18 protein-coding genes are annotated in these 21,859 nt (G+C 49.1%); 17 read left to right on the top strand and 1 reads right to left on the bottom strand.

Annotation, left to right across the window (positions count from 1 at the left end):
• The first annotated feature begins 47 nt into the window (after positions 1–47).
• From tssB to V7051_RS08975, 17 genes are all read left to right on the top strand, one after another.
• Positions 48–590 (top strand): type VI secretion system contractile sheath small subunit, encoded by a 543-nt coding sequence (tssB, locus tag V7051_RS09055; RefSeq protein ID WP_333874589.1) that lies wholly within the window; start codon positions 48–50, stop codon positions 588–590.
• 2 nt (positions 591–592) lie between these two features.
• Positions 593–2,095, top strand: a complete 1,503-nt coding sequence (tssC, locus tag V7051_RS09050; protein WP_333874590.1) for a type VI secretion system contractile sheath large subunit — start codon at positions 593–595, stop codon at positions 2,093–2,095.
• 137 nt (positions 2,096–2,232) lie between these two features.
• Entirely contained in the window at positions 2,233–2,715 is a 483-nt protein-coding gene (locus V7051_RS09045) for an Hcp family type VI secretion system effector (protein ID WP_333874591.1), read from the top strand.
• 88 nt (positions 2,716–2,803) lie between these two features.
• A complete protein-coding gene (locus tag V7051_RS09040; protein ID WP_333874592.1) occupies positions 2,804–3,625 on the top strand; it encodes a type VI secretion system accessory protein TagJ in 822 nt (273 codons plus the stop codon).
• Entirely contained in the window at positions 3,618–4,277 is a 660-nt protein-coding gene (gene tssE, locus V7051_RS09035; protein ID WP_333874593.1) for a type VI secretion system baseplate subunit TssE, read from the top strand. The genes V7051_RS09040 and tssE overlap by 8 nt, the downstream gene beginning before the upstream one ends.
• On the top strand, positions 4,274–6,145 hold the full coding sequence (gene tssF / locus V7051_RS09030) for a type VI secretion system baseplate subunit TssF (protein WP_333874594.1): 1,872 nt from the start codon (positions 4,274–4,276) through the stop codon (positions 6,143–6,145). The genes tssE and tssF overlap by 4 nt, the downstream gene beginning before the upstream one ends.
• Positions 6,109–7,134, top strand: coding sequence for a type VI secretion system baseplate subunit TssG (gene tssG, locus V7051_RS09025; RefSeq protein ID WP_333874595.1), 1,026 nt, complete (start codon positions 6,109–6,111; stop codon positions 7,132–7,134). Before tssF ends, tssG begins: the two co-directional genes overlap by 37 nt.
• A complete protein-coding gene (gene tssH, locus V7051_RS09020; RefSeq protein WP_333874596.1) occupies positions 7,131–9,881 on the top strand; it encodes a type VI secretion system ATPase TssH in 2,751 nt (916 codons plus the stop codon). Before tssG ends, tssH begins: the two co-directional genes overlap by 4 nt.
• 64 nt (positions 9,882–9,945) lie before the next feature.
• A complete protein-coding gene (locus V7051_RS09015) occupies positions 9,946–10,185 on the top strand; it encodes a peptidoglycan-binding domain-containing protein (RefSeq protein WP_333874597.1) in 240 nt (79 codons plus the stop codon).
• Between the two features lie 10 nt (positions 10,186–10,195).
• Entirely contained in the window at positions 10,196–12,445 is a 2,250-nt protein-coding gene (locus V7051_RS09010; protein ID WP_333874598.1) for a type VI secretion system Vgr family protein, read from the top strand.
• 59 nt (positions 12,446–12,504) lie between these two features.
• Positions 12,505–12,951 carry a DUF6484 domain-containing protein gene (locus V7051_RS09005; protein WP_333874599.1) on the top strand — a complete coding sequence of 149 codons (447 nt, stop codon included), beginning with the start codon at positions 12,505–12,507 and terminating at the stop codon, positions 12,949–12,951.
• A 31-nt stretch (positions 12,952–12,982) separates the two neighbouring features.
• Complete coding sequence (locus V7051_RS09000) at positions 12,983–14,092, top strand: DUF2169 family type VI secretion system accessory protein (RefSeq protein ID WP_333874600.1); 1,110 nt, start codon at positions 12,983–12,985, stop codon at positions 14,090–14,092.
• Positions 14,092–15,132 carry a hypothetical protein gene (locus V7051_RS08995; RefSeq protein ID WP_333874601.1) on the top strand — a complete coding sequence of 347 codons (1,041 nt, stop codon included), beginning with the start codon at positions 14,092–14,094 and terminating at the stop codon, positions 15,130–15,132. Before V7051_RS09000 ends, V7051_RS08995 begins: the two co-directional genes overlap by 1 nt.
• Complete coding sequence (locus tag V7051_RS08990; RefSeq protein ID WP_333874602.1) at positions 15,132–16,295, top strand: PAAR-like domain-containing protein; 1,164 nt, start codon at positions 15,132–15,134, stop codon at positions 16,293–16,295. The genes V7051_RS08995 and V7051_RS08990 overlap by 1 nt, the downstream gene beginning before the upstream one ends.
• 18 nt (positions 16,296–16,313) lie before the next feature.
• Positions 16,314–17,213 carry a hypothetical protein gene (locus V7051_RS08985; protein WP_333874603.1) on the top strand — a complete coding sequence of 300 codons (900 nt, stop codon included), beginning with the start codon at positions 16,314–16,316 and terminating at the stop codon, positions 17,211–17,213.
• A 272-nt stretch (positions 17,214–17,485) separates the two neighbouring features.
• On the top strand, positions 17,486–17,647 hold the full coding sequence (locus V7051_RS08980) for a hypothetical protein (RefSeq protein WP_333874604.1): 162 nt from the start codon (positions 17,486–17,488) through the stop codon (positions 17,645–17,647).
• Between the two features lie 315 nt (positions 17,648–17,962).
• Positions 17,963–18,589 carry a DUF922 domain-containing protein gene (locus V7051_RS08975; RefSeq protein ID WP_333874605.1) on the top strand — a complete coding sequence of 209 codons (627 nt, stop codon included), beginning with the start codon at positions 17,963–17,965 and terminating at the stop codon, positions 18,587–18,589.
• 136 nt (positions 18,590–18,725) lie between these two features.
• On the opposite strand, the gene V7051_RS08970 is transcribed toward V7051_RS08975, so the two are convergent.
• Entirely contained in the window at positions 18,726–21,410 is a 2,685-nt protein-coding gene (locus tag V7051_RS08970) for an autotransporter family protein (protein WP_333874606.1), read from the bottom strand.
• Positions 21,411–21,859 lie beyond the last annotated feature (449 nt).

Here is a 21,859-nt window from a genome sequence, read left to right as displayed (position 1 = left end):
GTTTGAACGAACTGAATCTGTAACTATTAAGCGAAAGGTATAAAAAAATGGCAAAAGCAAGCAGTCAAAAATTTATTGCCCGCAACCGAGCTCCAAGAGTACAGATTGAATATGACGTTGAACTTTACGGCGCAGAGAAAAAAATTCAACTGCCTTTTGTGATGGGCGTGATGGCTGATTTATCGGGAAAACCGGCAGACCCATTGGCTCCGGTAGCTGACCGGGATTTTCTGGAAATCGATGTTGATAATTTCGATGAACGTTTAAAAAAAATGAAACCGCGAGTAGCGTTTCAAGTGCCGAACGTATTGACCGGTGAAGGTAATTTAAGTGTCGACATTACCTTTGAAAGCATGGATGATTTTGCGCCGGGTGCCGTGGCGAGCAAGGTTGACGGGCTTAACCAGTTGCTTAAGGCGCGCACCCAGCTATCCAACCTGCTGACTTATATGGACGGCAAAGGCGGCGCAGAGGAACTGATTGCAAAGGCGTTAAACGATTCCGCTTTGTTACAGTCGCTGGCATCAGCGCCCAATCCTGCTGCCGAAACACCTAAAACCGGCGAGCCCGGCAAAACACAGGAGGGTTAACGATGGCCGAAATCGAAACCCAAGCAACCGAAGCCGCTGCCACAGCGCCGACCGAAACCGTAGAAAGCGGCGATTTCGCCGCGCTATTGCAAAAAGAATTTAAACCGAAGTCGGATCGAGCTAAGGAAGCCGTCGAAGATGCGGTCAAAACTTTGGCGGAACAGGCGCTGGCGAAAACCAATCTGATTTCCGACGATGCCGTCAAGTCGATCGAGGCTATCATCGCTGAAATCGATAAGCGATTAAGCGACCAAGTGAACCGGATCATGCATCATTCGGACTTCCAAAAACTCGAAGGAAGCTGGCGCGGAATGCACTATCTGGTCAATAACACCGAAACGGACGAAATGTTAAAGATCAAGGTGCTTAATATTTCCAAAAAAGATATGCACAGTACCTTGAAGAAGTTCAAAGGAACGGCCTGGGATCAAAGCCCGGTCTTTAAAAAAATCTACGAACATGAGTACGGACAATTCGGCGGCGAACCTTTCGGTTGCTTATTAGGCGATTATGAATTCGATCACCGCCCGACCGATGTCGAGTTCCTGAATGGTATCGCCGAAATTGCGGCGTCTGCCCATGTGCCGTTTATCGCTGCGGCGGCGCCGACATTGATGAATATGGAATCCTGGCAGGAGTTATCCAATCCCCGCGATCTGACCAAAATCTTTCAAACCCCTGAATATGCTTCTTGGCGTTCGTTGCGGGAAGCGGAAGATTCACGGTACATCGGCTTGACCATGCCGCGCTTCTTATCGCGATTGCCGTATGGCGCAAAGACAGCTCCGGTAGAAGAGTTTGCTTTCGAGGAAGATGTCGAACACGCCGATCATAATAAATACACCTGGTCCAATTCCGCCTATGCGATGGCGGTCAATATCAACCGGGCATTCAAACTTTACGGCTGGTGTTCGCGCATCCGTGGCATTGAGTCCGGCGGCGCAGTAGAGGGTTTGCCGACACACACTTTCCCGACCGACGACGGCGGCGTAGACATGAAATGCCCGACCGAAATAGCGATCAGCGACCGCCGCGAGGCCGAACTCGCCAAAAACGGGTTTATGCCGTTGCTGCATAAAAAAAACTCGGATTTCGCCGCGTTTATCGGCGCCCAGTCCCTCCAAAAGCCCTTCGAATACGACGATCCCGATGCGACGGCCAATGCCAATCTAGCTGCACGCCTGCCTTATCTGTTCGCGGTTTGTCGTTTTGCCCATTATTTGAAATGTATCGTCAGGGATAAAATCGGTTCCTTTAAAGAGCGCGACGATATGGAAAAATGGCTGAATAAATGGATCAGCAACTATGTCGAGTCGAATCCGGCGACTGCTTCCGAAGAAGACAAGGCGCGCAGACCGCTGGCGGCGGCGGAAGTGGTTGTGGAAGAAGTAAAAGGAAACCCAGGCTATTACACCTCGAAGTTCTTTTTAAGGCCGCATTACCAGCTTGAGGGGCTGACGGTATCATTACGACTGGTTTCCAAGCTTCCTTCAGAGAAAAAATAAAACATTAGTTTTGCTGGAAAGAGCGTTCGATTATAGGGATTAGAGTGGCAGAAGATCTTTCAAAGCTGTTCCTGAGTGTTAATTAGCAGGATCCGAAATAACATCTTTTTGAATTTTACAAATTTAGGTGAATTATTATGGCTACAAATACTTATTTGCAAATAGAGCCCATCAAAGGCGAGTCTACAGATGACGCTCATAAAGATTGGATCCAAGTGCTTAGCTTCAGTCATGGCGTAGCGCAACCGGTATCCGGCCCTAGCGGGACTGGTGGCCGTGCGAAATCGCGGGCGAATTTTCAAGATTTTACTATCACCAAGTTTGTTGATAAGTCGAGCGTTGATCTGAACATTCATTGCGCTAAAGGAGAACATATCGCAAAACTGGTGCTTGAAGTTTGCCAAGAGACTGGCTCTAAAGTGTGTTATTACAAATGTGAGCTGGAAAATGTCATGATTTCCTCAATTTCAATCGGTGGCGGTGGAGATAAGCCTCAAGAAACAGTTACTTTCGCGTTTGACATTATCAGCTGGACTTACACAGCAGTTAAGAATGATGGTTCCGCTGGCGACAAATCCGGCCCGAAAAAATGGAATATAGAAACTAATAAGCCGGAATAGCAACCTTTAACGGTTGTAATGCAAGTCCAAGGTAGAGGCTGGCAAATCAGTCTGCTTTGGTTCGAAGTACTCAAAATCGGTGTGTAAAATGACAGCAGATGAGTATGTTAAACAAGGCGATTTAAATGCCGCATTACAGCAACTTCAGGGACAGGTGCGGACGCAGCCCGCCAAAGCCGAGTACCGCGTTTTTCTGTTTCAGTTATTATCGGTATTGGGCCAATGGGACCGGGCCTTAACGCAATTGAACGCTGCCGCCGAGCTGGACGACGCGGCCCTGGCGATGGCCGCGATGTACCGGCAAGTAATCGCCTGCGAGCGTTTCAGGGAAGAGGTTTTTCTTGGGCGGCGCGATCCCGTGGTGTTCGGTCAACCGGAGGAATGGCTTGCCTTATCGATTCAGGCGCTTAAATTGACGGCCGAAGACCAGTACTCAAAATCTCAAGATCTTCGTGAACAAGCCTTCGAATTAGCGCCAACGGTTTCCGGCAGCATCGATGAAATCGCCTTCGATTGGCTGGCCGACAGCGACCCGCGATTGGGTCCGGTATTTGAAGCAATGCTGGAAGGCGGTTATTTTTGGGTGCCGTTGCAGCGCATCCGCTCGATAAACATCGAAAAGCCTGTCGACCTAAGAGACGTGGTATGGTTGCCGGCGCATTTTACCTGGACTAACGGCGGTGAAAGCTATGGTGTGATACCAGCGCGCTATCCTGAATCTTATAACAATGACGACTCGCTGTTAGCGCTATCGCGCAAAACCGCTTGGCAGGATTGCGGTAACGGTTTGTTTTTGGGCATAGGGCAAAAAACCTTGACCACCGAATCGTCTGATTATGCGGTGCTGGATGTGCGTTCCATTCAATTCAATGTCGCAGACGAACCGGCAGTGGAGCATTCAGGTGGCTAGGTCGCTGCCAAAAAATCGCTTTTTGCCTTCGTTGCTCGATCGTTTGACCGACGACGACCCGATTAATAATTCGATTCGCATACAGAAAGAAAAAATCCAGGGCATCGAAAAATCCCTAGCCGAACTGTTGCAGAAACCGTCAGCTTCCGAGTCGGAACAAAGCCGGCAACAACGGCGGCAATTACAACAGCAACTCGATCAAGTGCGTGCGGAATACAGCGTCTTGACCACGTCGGTAAGCTCTTTGAAAGAAATTCGCGCCTGTGTCAAACGGGATTTGGACTGGCTGTTAAATGCCAGCCAGTATGCGCCTCAAGAGGATTTAGACGGCTATCCTGACGTTGCCTGTTCGGTGCTGAATTATGGCATGCCGGATCTGACCGGTAAAACAGTATCGGGTTTCGATGTGCGCTTTATGGAACGCTTACTGAAACAGGTGATCGTTAATTTTGAATCGCGCATTATCCGAAATACGTTAACGGTGCGGGTGATAGCGGATAAGACCCTATTTGACCATAATGCCTTGGTATTCGAAATCGAAGGCGAGCTGTGGGCGGAACCGCAGCCGCTGCATCTGCATTTACGCACCGAATTCGAATTGGAAAGCGGGAATGTATCGGTCTATGATTATCGACCTGCGGAACTGCTATGAATCCCCGGCTGATCGAACATTACCAGAGGGAATTGCAGTTCATTCGGGAGATGGGCATGGAGTTTGCCAAGAGTCACCCCAAAATCGCTGCCGGACTCGATTTGGGCGGTACCGAATGCGCTGATCCGTATGTCGAACGTCTTTTGGAAAGCTTCGCTTTCCTAACCGCTCGCATTCAATTGAAAATGGAAGCCGAGTTTCCTCGATTCACTCAGCATTTGCTGGAGATGGTTTACCCACACTATTTGTCGCCGTTACCGTCGATGGCTGTCGTGCAATTTAAACCCGATCTTAACGGGGGCGTGACAGAGAATGGGTTTGTATTGTCCAGGCACACCCGATTAATAAGTAATTCCAGTGTCCAAGGCCGAACAAAATGCGAGTTTCAAACGGCGCACGAGTTAAAGCTATGGCCTCTACAATTGACCGAAGCCGGTTACTTGCCTTTGGGCGAGGCGGTTCGCTATGCCGGATTGGGAATCAAAGGTGTCGAAGCAGGCCTTCGTTTGCGTTTGGAAACAGTACTGGATATGCCTTTCCAAAAGCTCGGCATAGATCGGTTACCCGTCTATCTGCACGGCAGCGGTGCAGTTCCATTGCAACTCTATGAGTTGATCGTCGGCCACACTTTGGCTGTCGTGATTCAACCGTCCGGGCAAACTCCTGCATGGCGGCAACAACTGGGCAAATCGGCCGTCAAGCCCATGGGTTTTAAACCTGAACATGCTTTATTGCCCTATACCGCGCCATCATTTCAAGGGTATCGGTTATTACAGGAATATTTTGCTCTTCCCCAAAGGTTCTTATTTGTTGAAATAGGAGATCTTCAATCCGCAGTGAAGCGGTGTAGCCAGACCGCTTTAGAATTAGTGATTTTATTGGATAAATCCATTCCGGAAATGGAAGAACTCGCGAGCGCCGATAATTTTGCACTTTATTGCACGCCGGCGATTAATTTGTTTCCCAAGAGAACTGATAGAGTTCATTTGAGTCACCTGAGCACAGAACATCGACTTGTTGCAGATAAAACCAGGCAATACGATTTTGAGATACATTCTGTTCTGAACGTAACAGGGTATGGTTCTGCGGATGCGGACGAACAAACCTTTCGACCGTTTTATTCAAATCAGCAGGAAATGGGGCTTCAAGGCGATTTCGCTTACTACACCTTAAGCCGCCAGCCTACCTTGGCTCCGGTCAATGCGGGTAACAAAATAAAATCGGATTACCTTGGGAGCGAGATTTTTATTTCATTAGTGGATGCGGGCGAAACGCCTTACCGGAGTGACTTAAAACAGCTGGGCGCCAACGTCTTATGCACAAATCGCGATCTGCCAAAGTTGATGCTGGTGGGCGAGGGCGCGACTGACTTTACCTTGGAAATCAGCGCGCCTGTCGATGCAGTCTGTTGCCTGGTTAGGCCGACTGATCCCAAACCCAGTCATGCCGAGGGTGAGCATGCCTGGCGACTGATCAGCCATCTGTCGTTGAATTATCTGTCCCTGGTTAATAATGACGAGACTCAAGGCGCAACGGCTCTGCGCGATTTATTAAGGCTGTATGGGGAATACGCCGATGCCTTTGTTGCTAAGCAAATCGAAGGCCTTTTAGCGGTCAATAGCCATTCTGTGGTGCTTCGTGTTCCTGTTTCGGGGCCAATGAGTTTTGGGAGAGGGGTGGAGATAACCGTTACTTTTGACGATTCGGCTTTTGAAGGGGCGAGCAGCTTTTTGTTAGGCGCTGTTTTGGAAAATTTTTTTTGTAAGTATGTGTCTATTAACAGCTTTACTCAGACAGTCATAAAAACAAAAAAACGTGGGGAGATTATGAGATGGCCGGTCAGGACTGGGACTCGAACACTGGTTTAGATGTATTAGTCGATTTGGCTAGTGAGCCTTATAAATTCGGCTTCTATGAGGCTTTGCGCCAGTTAGAATGCTTGTACAAAAATAATCCTCGAATCGGCTATTCGGCGCGTCCCAAGGATGATCCCGTCAGGTTAGGGCAAGCCCCAAGTCTTCAGTTTGCAGCTTCGACTTTAGATTCATTCGTCCATGATGGTATTCAGGCGGCACAGCTTAAGGTCTTATTTTTTGGGGTGTTTGGCCCTAATGGGCCGTTGCCCCTGCATTTGACGGAATATGCAAGAAATCGCCTGCGAAACGCCAAAGATTCGGCTTTAGCCGATTTTGCGGATATGTTTCATCATCGCTTATTGTGCCTGTTTTATCGTGCCTGGGCTGATAAGGAACCTACCGTTCAGCTGGATAGGCCGGAAAAAGATAAATTTATGCTCTATGTCGGATCGTTGCTGGGCTTGGGCGATGTATCCCTTCGGCAACGTGACGCCATTGGCGATCATACAAAACTACATTTCGCCGCGCATTTGGGTTGTCAAACGCATCATAGCGAGGGATTGAAATTTATCCTCAATGATTATTTTAAGGTTGCTGTCGAAATACAGGAGTTCGTCGGCGAGTGGCTGGAGATACCGAAAGACAGTTACTGCTACCTGAACAGAACGGAATCAACAGGACAACTTGGGATCTCGACCGTGATCGGCGTAAAAAGTTGGCAATGCCAATTTAAATTTCGCATCGCGATGGGGCCCTTAACGCTACAAGACTATGAAAGTTTGCTGCCTACAGGGAATAGATTGAAGAGCCTGCTCGACCTTGTCAGCAATTATATTGGGTTTGAATTTAACTGGGACGTAAACCTGCTTATAAAAAAAGATGAAGTGCCTTCCGCGCAGCTGGGCCGATATAGTCGGCTCGGCTGGACAAGCTGGCTGCAAGCCGGTGCTAGGGAATCCGATCCCAATGATTTGTATCTCAACAGGGAGATGCTGTTATGACAGAAATCAGCCGCACCGCTTTGTTTGGCAAGCTCAATAATCTGGCTTACAAAGGCATAGAAAGTGCGACCGTGTTTTGTAAAATGCGGGGTAATCCTTATGTGGAACTGGTGCATTGGTTATACCAAATACTCCAGTTACAGGATTCGGATTTTCACCGCATAATCAAAAAATTCGAACTGAATCCTTCTCATTTGGCGCGTGATTTTACCGAGGCTTTAGATCGTTTGCCTGCGGGTTCCACTTCGATTTCCGACCTTTCGGCTCACGTTGAACAGACCGTTGAGCAAGGTTGGTTATATGCCAGTCTTAAATATGGAAGCAGCCAGGTTCGAACCGGTCACTTGATGGTCGGCATCGTTAAAACGTCCGACTTACGAAATTCCCTGAACGCTATTTCCAGTCAGTTCAAAAAAATCAATACCGATACGCTGTTGGAAGCGTTTTCCTCGATTGTTTCCGGTTCTCCGGAAGATGCATTGCAGGCGCATGACGGCTCCAAACTGGCAGGTGCTGCGGCACCGGGTGAATACTCGGGAGCCATGCCGCCTGCGCAGATGGGTAAACAACAGGCATTGCAGCAATTTTCAGTCGATTTGACGGAAAATGCCCGACAAGGAAAGCTAGACCCGATTGTCGGCAGAGACGAGGAAATCCGGCAAGTCATCGATATTCTGATGCGCAGGCGTCAAAACAATCCGATCCTGACGGGTGAGGCCGGCGTTGGGAAAACTGCGGTAGTAGAAGGATTTGCGTTGCGCATTGCCGCTGGAGAAGTGCCGCCGCCGCTTTTGGAAGTAACTATCCGCACCTTGGATCTGGGCTTGTTGCAGGCTGGCGCGAGCATGAAAGGCGAGTTCGAAAATCGGCTTCGGCAAGTCATTGAGGAAGTTCAAGCATCGGAAAAGCCGATTATTTTATTTATCGATGAAGCTCACACCTTAATCGGTGCAGGGGGCGCAGCGGGCACAGGCGATGCCGCTAATCTTTTAAAACCCGCCTTGGCTCGAGGCACGTTAAGGACTATTGCGGCAACGACTTGGGCCGAATACAAAAAACATTTCGAAAAAGATCCCGCTTTAACGCGCCGCTTTCAGGTCGTCAAAATTGACGAACCCACTGAGGAAAAAGCGCTTCTAATGATGCGTGGCGTTGCATCCGTCATGGAAAAACATCATCAGATCTTATTACTGGATGAAGCATTGGAAGATTCGGTCAAGCTATCTCATCGCTATATTCCTGATCGGCAGCTGCCTGATAAATCGGTCAGCGTATTGGATACCGCCTGCGCCCGAGTGGCCATCAGTCAATATGCGGTTCCGGCAGAAGTCGATGATTGTCGTCGAAAAATAGAGGCTCTCAATGTCGAATCAGGAATTATTGATAGAGAAGCAGCCGTCGGCATGGCGACGGAAGAACGCAAAAACAATGTTCAAACAAAATTGGCTGAAGAACAACAACGTTTGACCGAACTGGAACAACGCTGGCAAAACGAAAAATCTTTAGTGACGCAAATCCTTGATTTAAGAGCCAAGCTGCGGGGTGTCGTAAATAAAGTAGAAGGCACCCAAAGTAAATTAGAAAACATTGCCGATAACATCAGCCCGGATCAAATAATCCAAAATTCTGATAGCGCCGAAACCATGGATGAAAGTAAACACATTGAATTACTCGGCCAGCTCAAAGATTTACAAAATCAACTCATTCAAATTCAGGGCGAGCGGCCTTTAATTTTTCCGACCGTCGATAGCCAGGCCATTGCCGCAGTCGTCGCTGATTGGACCGGTATTCCTGTAGGGCGAATGGTCAAAAATGAAATTGAAGCGATACTTAAACTGGGCGATACGTTAAATCAACGCGTGATAGGCCAACGCCATGCCCTGGATATGATTGCCAGACGGGTTCAAACCTCGCGGGCAAGTCTGGATAATCCCGGTAAACCCATAGGCGTTTTTATGCTGTGCGGACCTTCCGGCGTGGGCAAAACCGAAACCGGTCTTGCGTTGGCCGAAGCTCTTTATGGCGGAGAAGAAAACATCATCACCATTAACATGAGCGAGTATCAAGAGGCTCATACAGTATCGACACTTAAAGGCTCTCCGCCGGGATATGTCGGTTATGGCGAGGGCGGCATCCTGACCGAAGCGGTGCGCCGAAGGCCTTACAGCGTGATTCTGCTGGATGAGGTGGAAAAAGCGCACCCCGATGTCCATGAAATATTTTTTCAGGTTTTTGATAAAGGTTGGATGGAAGATGCGGAAGGGCGTTATATCAACTTCAAAAATACCATTATCCTGCTGACATCCAACGCAGGCACGGATTTGATTGTGAGCCTGTGCAAAGATCCTGAATTGATGCCGGAACCGGAAGGGATTACCAAGGCTTTGCGGGAACCGTTACTGAAAATATTTCCGGCCGCGCTACTGGGGCGTCTGGTGACGATACCTTATTACCCGTTAAGCGATGAGATGCTTAAAGCGATTATCAAGCTGCAATTGGGCCGTATCGAAAAAAGGATCAAGGAAAATCACCGCATACCGTTCACTTATGATGACACAGTCATACAGCTGATTTCCGAGCGTTGCACCGAGCTTGAAAGCGGAGCCAGGGTCGTGGATACGATTTTGACGAATACCGTTTTACCGGCGATCAGCCAAGAGTTTTTAAATCGAATGATGAGCGGAGAGAACATCGGGAAAATTCATCTTGAAGTTAAGGACGGCGGCTTTGCTTATGAATTCGGTTAGCGGCGGCAGGGTTGACGCGCTTTATTTAATGGTTTTTGGCCGGACATTAATTCTGGAGTAAGTTATGGCATTTAACATCCTATTGTCGGAGTCCCAGGTTCAAAATATTAATGAACTGAAAGACCGGCTCAATCAGCTGGTTACGCCATTGTCGCAACTTAAAGTAAATGGCGTCTTTGGACAATATACGCGCCGTGCGGTTATAAAGTTTCAGCGGGATCAACGGCTGGATCAGCAGCTGAACGATCACGAATTCAGAGCGAAATCGATCCTTTTTTCTATGTGCCCTAATAATCCCGGATGAGTCTTGAATTATGTCGGTAACTCAAAAAAACCGTGAAATAGAAATTGTTACCCCACTCGGCGAAGACGTGCTTTTGCTTCGGGACATGACAATAACCGAAGAGTTGGGACGCCTATTCACTATCGACTTGGAACTGGTTAGTACCGAAAACATCAAATTCGAAGATTTGTTGGGACAGAAAATTACAATTCGTCTAAATCTTCCTAATGACAAGAAGCGATATTTCAACGGCTACGTCAGCAGCATTTCCCAATCCGTTGATGAGGGGCGCTACGCCCGCTACTCTGCCACGGTACATCCTTGGCTATGGTTTTTAACGCGGAGGGCCGATTGCCGTATTTTTCAGAATAAAACAGTGCCCGCAATCATTAAGCAAGTTTTTACCGATTCCGGTTATACGGATGTAAAGGATAACCTGAGCGGCTCATACCGGGAATGGGATTATTGTGTGCAATATCGTGAGACGGACTTTAATTTTGTCAGTCGTCTAATGGAACAGGAGGGGATTTATTACTATTTCATCCATGAAGACGGTAAACATACCTTGAATTTGGCTGACGGCATTGGTTCGCATGAACTTATTTCCGGGCATGAAAAAATACCTTACTACCCGCCGGATGATGAGGCGATGCGCGAAGAAGAGTGCATTAATGGATGGTATCTTACCAAGCAAATTCAGCCCGGTAGATATGCTTTGAACGAATATGATTTTATTCGTCCTAAAGCGGATCTCAAAGTGAATGCCGCGATTGGACGCGAGCATAGCGAGGCGAATCATGAAATCTATGATTATCCCGGTGAGTATGTAGAAACAGGGGATGGCAATAATTACGCAAAAACCCGCATTCAGGAGCTGCACGCCCAATATGAGCAAGCTCAAGGAAACAGTATTGTTCGGGAATTAATTTGCGGCGGCCTGTTTTCCCTGACTGAATATCCCCGCGAAGATCAAAATCGAGAGTATTTGGTGACCTCTTTGACGCACAGTGTTCACTCCAACAGTTATGAGGCGGTATCAACTACTGAAAGCACAGCCTACAGCAATAGTTTCTCGGTAATTGAAAGTAATACCCCTTTCCGCCCCGGCCGCATTACCCCTAAACCGTTTGTCCAGGGGCCTCAGACCGCTGTGGTCGTCGGACCTTCCGGGGAAGAGATTTACACCGACGAGCATGGACGGGTAAAGCTCCAATTCCACTGGGATCGTTACGGCAAAAAGAATGAAAACTCTTCCTGCTGGGTGAGGGTATCCCAACTTTGGGCCGGAAAAACCTGGGGCGGCATCCATATTCCACGCTTGGGCCAAGAAGTGATCGTGGAATTTTTAGAAGGCGATCCGGATCGGCCTATCGTTACCGGAGCCGTATACAACGGCGACCAAACCCCGCCTTACGCCTTACCCGCCAACAAAACCCAAAGCGGTATCAAAAGCCGCAGTTCAAAGGGCGGAAGCGGCGCTAATTTTAATGAAATCCGCATGGAAGATAAAAAAGGTAGCGAGGAGCTTTACATTCATGCGGAAAAAGACCAGAACAATATCGTAGAAAACGACGAGACCACATCAGTCGGGCATGATCGCAGCGAAAATGTAGGCCATGATGAAACGATCAAAATCGGTAATAACCGGACAGAGACCGTCGGTGTAAATGAAACAATCGCCATAGGGAGCAATCGCACCGAGCAAGTGGGCGCTAACGAAAGCATCGCTATCGGAGCCAACAGAACCAAATCGGTTGGCGCCAGTGAGACTGTATCTGTCGCCTTGCAACGAACGCACACGGTTGGGATAAACGAGACCATCGGCATCGGTGCGGCACAGGAAATCGGCATCGGCGCATTCCAGGCCGTCGGCATTGGCGCTTATCAAACCGTCAACGTCGGCGCGTATCAAAGCATCAATGTCGGTGCCAATCAAAGTACGGATGTGGGAGCGAATCAATCTACGAATGTCGGCGGAAATCAAAGCGAAGCGGTCTCCGGCAATGCCTCCAAGAGTGTGAAAGGCAATGATTCCCTGGGCGTCGATGGCAACCGTAGCGCGGATGTGAAGGGCGATGATTCTCTTAAAGTGGGCAAGAATCTTGTAATCGATGCGGGCGATTCAGTGACGATCAAGACGGGGAGTGCGAGCATTACGATGAAAAAAGACGGCACCATACACATCGAAGGTAAAGATATTTCTATAAAAGGCTCAGGAAAAATTGATATTACTGCGTCAAATAACATCACCATGAAAGGGCAGAAAATCCTGCAAAATTAACGCTAACAAACCACAACCTGATTTCCCTTAACCGGTCATGAGATCAAGGAGAATGGCAAATGATTACTGAACAACTACAAAAAATCGACGGCGTTGTGATTGGTCTTTTTTTAAGCATCAATGACGCAGGCGAGCCGCTGGTCGCTTTTCCGGGCAATCCGCTTGAAACAGCAATCCCGGCGCGCAGCACGACAAACTTAGATAGAGAGGATGTCGGTAAAGAGATCGCCTTGTTGTTTGAAGGCGGCAATCCTCTGCAACCTTTAATTATCGGTAAAATTCACCATGCGGATACTGCATCTGTAGCTCAAAACGCCGAACAAACATCAGCAGAGTTGGATGGCGAAGACATTGTCCTTTCGGCAAAACATACTATCACGCTGAAATGCGGCAAAGCCAGCATAACCTTGACCAAGGCCGGGAAAATTATTCTTCGGGGCGCTTATTTATTAAGCCGTTCATCCGGCGTCAATCGCATCAAGGGCGGTTCGGTGCAGATTAATTAACGGCTAAACAATCGGCGGATAAAAACAGCTTATGGATCTTCTCAACTCAACAGGCATGCAGGCTGGTTACACGATGGGCATGAAACCCGATGGCCGGGAACTGCTGGTAGTTGTCGTTAAGGGTACTTTTACGATTCCGAAACCAGGAGAACAGTCCAAACTGGCAGAACAGCAAATTCCGTTGATCATGGCCGATACTTTTACTGGTGAACCCGGATTTTCTGCGCCTGTCTACGAGGTTGATTACGCACCTATCAAGCATCGCTGCGATGTGCTGTTAAACGGCAGCGCCTATGCGCCGCAGGGGCGTCCGGCCCGTATAGTGCAGGTGGGTCTGAAATTGGGCTCTTTGATCAAGACCTTCAACGTTGTGGGTAATCGTTGCTGGAATGCCGGTATTGTTATCTCCCCCTCTCTGCCTGATGAATTTACTATCATGCCGATCAGTTACAATGTCGCATTCGGCGGCTTGGATAATTTCCATGAAGATCCAAACAAGCATAGCGCCTACATGTGCAATCCTGTCGGCAAAGGCTATCATCAGCGCTTGGCCGGTGAGCTGATAGATGGAACGCCGATGCCCAATACCGAGGAAGTTAACCTGCCTATCCAAAAACCGAACAGCGAATACAAGCCCATGGCTTTCGGCCCGATAGGGCGGGGCTGGTCGCAGCGTCTACAATATGCCGGTACTTACGATCAGGACTGGATTGATAATACTTTTCCTTTTTTACCGGCAGATTTTAACGAAGCTTACTATCAGGCCGCTCCTGAGGATCAACAAATTCCCTATCTCCAAGGCGGCGAAGAAGTGATGCTGGTCAATCTATCGCCGGAAGGCCGTGTGGCGTTTAAATTGCCCACTGTTGATGTGCCCGTAGTTTTTTTTCGTAAAAAAGGCGAGCGTCACGAAACTTACGCGGTACTCGACACCGTTGTGCTCGAACCCGATAAAGATATTTTTAGCCTGACTTGGCGCGCCAGCCTGCTTCTGAAGAAAAATATGTTTGAAATCCCTCAGGTTCTTGTCGGCAAGATGTCGCGAGGTTGGTGGCGGGCCAGGGATTTGGGAAAGACATGGCATCCATCGCTGGCCGATCTTGCCAAGGCAAATAAAGCGGCGGCTGAGGAAGAAGAATAATGAGCGCATTGCCGCTGGCCATTACAGGCGTAGGGTTGGTCACAGGCGTTGGTCTTAATGCGCCTGCCACTTGTGCCGCGATCCGCTGCGCCCTCGACAATTTTCAGGAGACCCGTTTTATGGACAACGGCGGCGAATGGATTATGGGCTGCGAAGTACCGCTGGAACAACCCTGGCGCGGTAAAACCAAACTGATCAAAATGGCTGCCGCCGCAATCAACGAATGTCTGGGCAATAATAAACAAATCGTACCGAAAGCGACTCCCTTGCTGCTTTGCTTGTCGGAACACGAACGCATAGGCCGTGTCATCGATGACGACAACCAGTTTTTTCTCGATTTACAGGAAGAACTGGGTGCGGAGTTTCACGAGAAATCCAGGGTGATTGCCAGAGGCCATGTTGCGGTGGCAGTTGCATTGAAACACGCGAGACAATTGCTTTATGAATTAAAAGCCAAACATGTTCTGATTGCTGCAGCTGATAGTCTGCTGGTTGCGCCTACGTTAAGCCATTATGAAGAGAATGAACGATTGTTAACTAGTCAAAATTCTAACGGTTTTATTCCGGGTGAGGCTGGGGCAGCTTTGGTAGTTGAGGCTGTTCATGCCAAGCAGGAAAATCAGCTTCTGTGCCATGGCTTGGGATTTGGTGTTGAAAAAGCGCATGTGTATTCGGAAGAGCCTTTGAGGGCAGATGGTTTGACGGTAGCGATTAAGGAGTCTCTGAATGATGCAGGCTGTGGTGAAAGTATTATTGAATTTAAAATCACCGACATATCGGGTGAGCAGTATTATTTTAAAGAGGCGAGTCTGGCTTTTAGCCGCATAGACAGGACTAAGCGGGAGGCGTTCGATATCTGGCATCCGGCTGATTGCATTGGTGAAGTGGGGGCTGTGATGGGTGTGGTTATGGTTGCAGTCTTAAAGGCTGCTTGTGAAAAAGGTTATAGCAAAGGCAACCACATATTGGCGCATCTCGGCAACGATGATGGTAAGCGTTCCTCAATGATTTTTGGTTGGCAAGCGGTAGGTGGAAATTAATGGCGAATGAAGTATATGCCAATGGCATGGAACTCGCCTGTAAAGCCGGTTCAGGTAAAACCATCTGCGCGATGCCGGACGTTGTTTTTACACCGCCCGAAAATCCTGCAACGCCACCCGGTGTTCCCGTACCTTATCCTAATACGGGCTTTGCTTCGGATACCACAGAAGGTAGCAAAACAGTAAAGATATCCGGCGAAGAAGTCATGCTGAAAAACAAGTCTTACTTCAAAAAGTCAACAGGTGATGAGGCGGGTGCGGCAGCGAAAAAAGGAGTAATTTCTAGTACGAATACGGGAAAGGTTTATTTCATTAAATGGTCGATGAATGTCAAGTTTGAGGGAGAAAACGTCGACCGGCATTTGGATATGACGACGGATAATCATGCTAGTCCGATGGCTAATGAGGCGGTTCCGTGGCCGTTTACCGACAATCAGGTTCTTTCAGATGATTCCAAGTGTGCTGGCGACAAAAAAGCAAAGGATGATGCTTGCAAAGGTAAGGCGGAACCTCATTGTCCTGGAGTACTTAGCCGATCACCCAAAGCCTTAAAGCGACAAGTGGCTCTTTCTCCGAGCAAGAGAGCGGCTGATGTACTAGCATTAGATTCAGCACCCAAGCCACGCGATCAATCAAGAACTTCGAAAGCAGCGGCAGCGGCTACCAAGGAAGCCAATAGCGACGATTGCGTCCAGAAAAGCCGTTGTCAGTTAAAGCCTTATAAGCCCAAAAAAAAGCAGCCGAAATGTTGTCCCGGTCAAACCCCACATCATATTCCACCTAAAGCCTGTTTTAACGGAGTGAAAAAGTATAATAAAGATAGAGCATTGTGTGTGTGCATGGAAGGAACCAGTCAGCATTATGGATCTCACGGCAAGAACCACGCTGCTATTGATCACCTCGCAAGCCAGAATAAGCCACCAATCAAACCGGGCGATAAGTGCAGCGTTTCCGATTACAACAAAATTTGCGCTGCCGCGGTAGCGGCACAGTGCGGATGTAACGCGGAATGCATTGAGCAACAGCTTAACGAGAGTCTCAAACCAACGAACCGACTGATCAAACACGTGCATTCGACTAGTATAGAACCGATAGAGCCTGGATTAGTAACAAAAATGGTCAATGTTTTGAAAATGTTAAAAGCTCCGCCCATCTCAGTATAGTGTTATAGGAGAGATATAATGAGTCATGATGGAACAACCTTTACCTGCGGTTGTGCAGCTTCATTTGAAGTAATTTTCGCCGCGAAGGAATTAGACGAATTAGTTGAACAAGACGTCGAAAACTCCAGTTTTATTGTCATGTTCCGTAATGATTGGTTCAAGTACGAATTTGTCGGTTCTTGGTCAGCGATAGCAATGGCGACTATTAAACCATCGGGCCAAGACAGGACGGTTGTTGCTGTGTCTCCAGGAGGTGCGTATTGGGAAGTAGAACCTAATTCTCTTCTCGAAGTTCACGGAGGAATCAAAGAAGCAAAAAGCTCGTTGCGCTCATTATCGGTGATTGATGGCGTGATATTAGCATGTGGAATGGGACGCACCGTACTGACCCGAATGTCTGCCGGAATCTGGGAGGAAATCGGGCCGGGAATATCCACTGAGGATGACGGATTGGTGGTTGGGTTCGAAGATTTGGCGGGGTTCTCGTATGATGAGATGTATGCGGTCGGCTGGAGGGGCGAAATCTGGCAGCGTAACAAGGGACGGTGGCGGCGATTAGACAGTCCCGTTTCAGCTAATCTGAACGCGCTTTGTTGTGGGACTGACGGTAAGGTTTATATGGTGGGCGATGGCGGAGTCATGTTGATCGGACGGGATGACGTATGGGAGGTTCTTGAAACGAACAGAACCGACAATCTCATGGACGTTGAGTTCTATGCTAACACAGTTTACGTTACGACCGACTTTGAGATACTGAAGTTAGAAGATGCCTCCCTGATCGCTGAGGATGCGTTTGCGGACGAAGACGATCTTCCTGCGACCTGCCTCCATCTGCTAGCGGCCGATGATGCATTGATATCAATGGGTACCAAGGATCTCTTTCGTTTGCATGAAAACGTATGGGAGCGACTGGTTTAACCCGGAAGGCGGAACCAGAGATGGGTTTCCTCTGGATGTTGTCGGAGTGGTGAGCTTGCCATATCATCTTGACGTATTCGATGACTTGACTCAGATTGTCCCTGGATACTTTGATTGGTGGATCACCCTATCGGGTATCCGCCCTACGAATTGGAACTTTATGCCGGATTATCGACGTTATAGTGTGCCGGTAGGCACGTACTTTTTCACAGTTAACTTGCTGGAGTGCCGGCTGGATACCATTTGGCCATGTTGATATTCTACGTGAAGCCGTGCGTAAGACGCGCCGTGAACGGCTTTTAAATATTGATGCCTGGGTGATGTTGCCCGATCACATGCATACCGTTTGGACGCTGCCACCAGGCGATGGCGATTTTTCCAACCGATGGAAATCGATCAAGATTCGCTTCGTGCAATTGATTCCACAGACCTAGCGACCATCCAATGTGCGAAATACAAAAGGTGAAAGTGGGGTATGGCTTCGCCGATTCTGGGAGCACTTTATCGGTGATTAGGAGGATTATGTTCATCATGCCAATTACGTGCATTGGAATCCGGTTAACACGGCTTGGCAAAAAGAGTAGCCGATTGGCTTTTATCTTAATTCCATCGCTACGAACAGGCCTGAATATTACCGATAGACTTGGGCGTTGATGTCGAAGTGGAAAGTATCACTTTCTGAGAAAACAATGATATCAACAGAACCAGCTGATAAGTTACTGGCTGGTATTTTTGTTTAAGAGGTATCTATGTGCGAAGACTTATCACCTGCTCGAAGCAATATCCCCGCATCAGAAAGTCCGCCCGGTAGTCCGCCTCATGCCGGGTTTAGATCTGCTCAGCCGCAAGGCGTCACTGTAGCGACAGCCGGTCCGATTTTGTCCGGTTGGCCTCGGCAGATAGCGTGGAGCGAATTTCGCGATCTTGAAAGACGACCGAGCGGTGAATCGGAAAATGCGCAAGTCGCTGTTGAATTACGGCCAAGCCGGATTTTAATCGAACGTGAAAACGGACAGCTTAAGCTTGGCAATGTGACTTTCCGAATGGATATAAACCGGTCGGATTCCTGGGTGGTGGCCGGGCAAAAAAGCACCGCGCTCCTGGCGCATGAACAAGGCCATTACAATATTGTTGGGCTTTGTTACCGCGATTTGGTTGCCGAACTACAACGGTTGAGAGCAAGCTCGCAAAGTCAGCTTGCGCGCGAGGTGCGCCGTATCATGGGCCAATACGACCGGCTTGCGGATACGTTATCCGCTGAGTACGATTCCAGCCAGGAAACCGATCATGGCCGTAATCCGGGTCGCCAGAAGGCGTGGGAAACGCAGATTCAAAATTGCATGCAAACAGGAACAGGGCTTTCGAAGCCGGCTTAGACACTGGACAGCGGATGCAGTCCGATCACTAAACAACCCTATAAACAACGCAAAGTAGATCTGTTAAAGCCATTAATTGCTGACACTGTATATTGTTTGCTACCCCCCTGCGTCTTTTGATGACCGGGTCGGCACCTCAAAACGGGATTTTGACCCCCACCTCAACGATATGGTTAGAGACATAAGACTGTCCCAGCCGTGTATCGTATCGCAGAAACGCAGACCCACCCCCAGGCAAGGTAGCCGCGAGAGAGGCGCCGAGGTTCACGTAGTCGCGATCAGGCTTGCCGCTTTGAATGACGAAGTTGCCTGTGCCGGCGGCTGCAGAGGCAAGCGCCATCGAAGTGTTCTGGTTGTTGTTCAAGTATTGGTGTTCCCACTCGAAGCGTGCAGACGGAACCAGGATGCCCCATGACTGGCTGAAGTTATAACTCACTTGGGTACCGACAGTGCTAATCGCGGAGCTGACGCTCTGCGAACCAACGTCCATTGCGAAACCGGAGCCACCGCTTTCTCGATAGCCATCGATCTCCATCTGGGTGTACTCGAAGCGGGTATAGGGGTTGAACAGCCATTGCCGCCAAGCAATGTCCTTGCCTCCCGTCACGGCAAAAGCATATTGTAAGGCGTTGGGACTACTAGTGGAACTGCTGCTAAAACCAGGGTAATCAAAGGTGCGATTCAGCGCATACTTGCTGTTGCCAACGGTTGCCAGACCATCGACGTAAAAGTCCTTAGGCAGGTAATAGCTGCTATAGAGAGAGCCCATGATGGTGTCGGTATGCATTGAGCCGCCGGAATTGTTGAAACGGGTGTGTACGTTGTTGTACTCAATGGCAGCCCCGGCGACGAGTTTATCGGTGAAGCGGTAATCCGTGCCCACCGTGACTGCCCGGCTGTCGATATTGAAGCCGAAGCTTTGGGGATTGTTAGCCTGGTTGCCATAGTCGACCTTTCCTTGAACGAACACGCCAAAGGGTTTGTCGCGGAACGGTTGATCTGCCGAGTTAGGATCTCCTGCGGCGCCTCCTCTAGCGCTTGAGCCTAGCGAAGACGCAAACTTGGAGAGGGGAATCTGGTAGCCGTTGACGCTAAAGGAAGTGGGTTGGACGTGGCCGCTTCTGAGCTGCGCCATCCGCAGTTTTGGAGCATCCATCCGTGCGAAATTGAACTTGATCGGCGTCGCGACCTGGCTCAATTGTTGGATTGGGGTCAGACTTGCGACAGCATCCTGTCTCTGGGAGCTGTCGAGGACTCGTAGTTCCCGGCAACGTTCCGCCAGTTCGCCAGTCGCTGATGGGCACGCCGAGTCCAGCGCCGCGCCGAAGCCTTGCACATTGACTGAAAAACCCGGTGCAGTGCTTTCTGGCAAGAAGCTGAAGCCTTGTGGTATCAGCTGACCTATACCGTTGCCGAAGTTGAAGGCGTTTCCTGATAGGTATTGGTTTCCGGGGAGAGAGGGGTCGTAGTAGACGTTGTAATTGCCGGAAACACTACTGAGTTGGCTGACGCCATTGCCGAGGGTGAAGGTGGAGGCATAGAGGGCCGCGCCGGGTGTACCGTTGCCATCGACCAGAACGATACTGTTACCGCTGTCAACGGTCACATGGCCCCAAGCAAAATTGTTTTGGAAGCCGTTGGCGCCGGGCCCAAGATCGGCGCTTGTCAGGGCCATCTGATGCTGGGTTCCATTACTTCCTGAGAAGACCAAATTAGATTGTTGGGTATTCCAGGCCGTATTTTGGGTGCTGGAATTGGCAAAGTTCCCTCTGACAATGAATGTATCGCCCTGACCACCGGCAAGAAAACCTTGAGGTCCTACATTGAGGTTCTGAAAATCATTGACCGATGGGTCGCTGATATAAGCGCCCTGATTGTTGAAGTTTCCGTTATAGACTGCCGTTGTGTCGGTAACCTTGAATGTGCCCTGGTTGGTAACGTCGCCGTCAAAAATGCGGCTGCCGGTTCCGCTTAGATTCACCGTGCCGGTGTTGGTCAGGTTGGTGTTGATGGTCCCGCCGGAATAGTTCAGAGTGCCGCTGTTGATGACCTGTCCGCCGGTGAGGCTACCACCTACGAGATTGTTGAAGGTGCCCGTGAGTTGCGCGGTCGTGTTGGTGATGTTGAAGGCACCCTGATTAGTCACGTTGGCACCCAGTATACGCGTACCAGCGCCACTCAGATTTACCGTGCCGCTGTTGATGAGCCGTCCGGCGGTGAGAGTGCCGCCGCCAAAATTATAGATGCCGCCGCTGTTGATCGTGAGTGTATCCGTGACGCTGTGACTACCGCCGGTCTGATTAAAGGTGCCGGCACCCTCATTGCCGATTATTTCCGAGCTTGCTGTGAGGCTGCCAGTGCCTCCCAGGTTATATATACCCTGCCGCCCGTTCAAACCACCTACCAGCAAGCTGCTTGCGGTGAGCGCATCCTGCAGGTGATTCAGAGTCATGTCATCGCCGCCTATTACTACACCATCGTCGACGATGATGTCCCCGCTGATTGTGATGCGTCCCAGCAAGGGATTGTTACCAGGGTTAACGTATTGAACGGTGTTCAACAGAGTAGGATTGATGATGTTCGAGAACTGCAAAAGTGCGTTGTCGCCCGCGATGGGAATGCGCTGAGGATTCTCGGGCGGCGGTTGAGGACTCTCGGGCGGCGGCTGCACAAACCAATTAGTTGCAATGTTCCAGTCTGTCGAACCACTTTCCGGTCCGGTCCAGTTCACGTCCGCAGATTGCCCCGAGGATGAAAATGCTACGCTGACAGTAAAAGCGACCGTCGATGCTATCTTCTTCGTTCTTCTTGTGTTCGCCATAACCAATCCCCTTAGATGACTTGGTATTTCTGACGTTGGGATAGGAAGTCCAATCCACACGTCAAAGGTTTTTAATCTGTAGCTCGTTTAAATTCAATTTCGTAGAATTTACTGAATCCACCGGAAAGCCCCTTGAGCTGTTTATGTGATCTCAACTAACTAATGAAGAAGGACTCACAATTTTTCCTGTTTTCAGTGGGGCAGACGCTAAGCCAACCTAGCGCGTCTGTAGCTCTTCTACCAAGCCTTGAAACGGATCACTCATCATGTACATGCTGAGAAAACACATAAGTTCTACGTAATACACAAAGGTATTTAAGCTACGCCTCGGCAAAGTTATCCTTCTAAAGCCATAAACTGCTTATAAGTCTGAGTATGTTTTTCTCGGAAAATTGTCACTGTGTTAATCAGGTGAGATGTTCCGAGTCCGGCTATGTTGGTCTTTGCTG

This window comes from Methylobacter sp. (assembly GCF_036845245.1).
Taxonomy (GTDB): domain Bacteria; phylum Pseudomonadota; class Gammaproteobacteria; order Methylococcales; family Methylomonadaceae; genus Methylobacter_A.
Note: the sequence above shows the minus strand (reverse complement) of the source record. Positions and strands in the feature narration are given on the sequence as shown.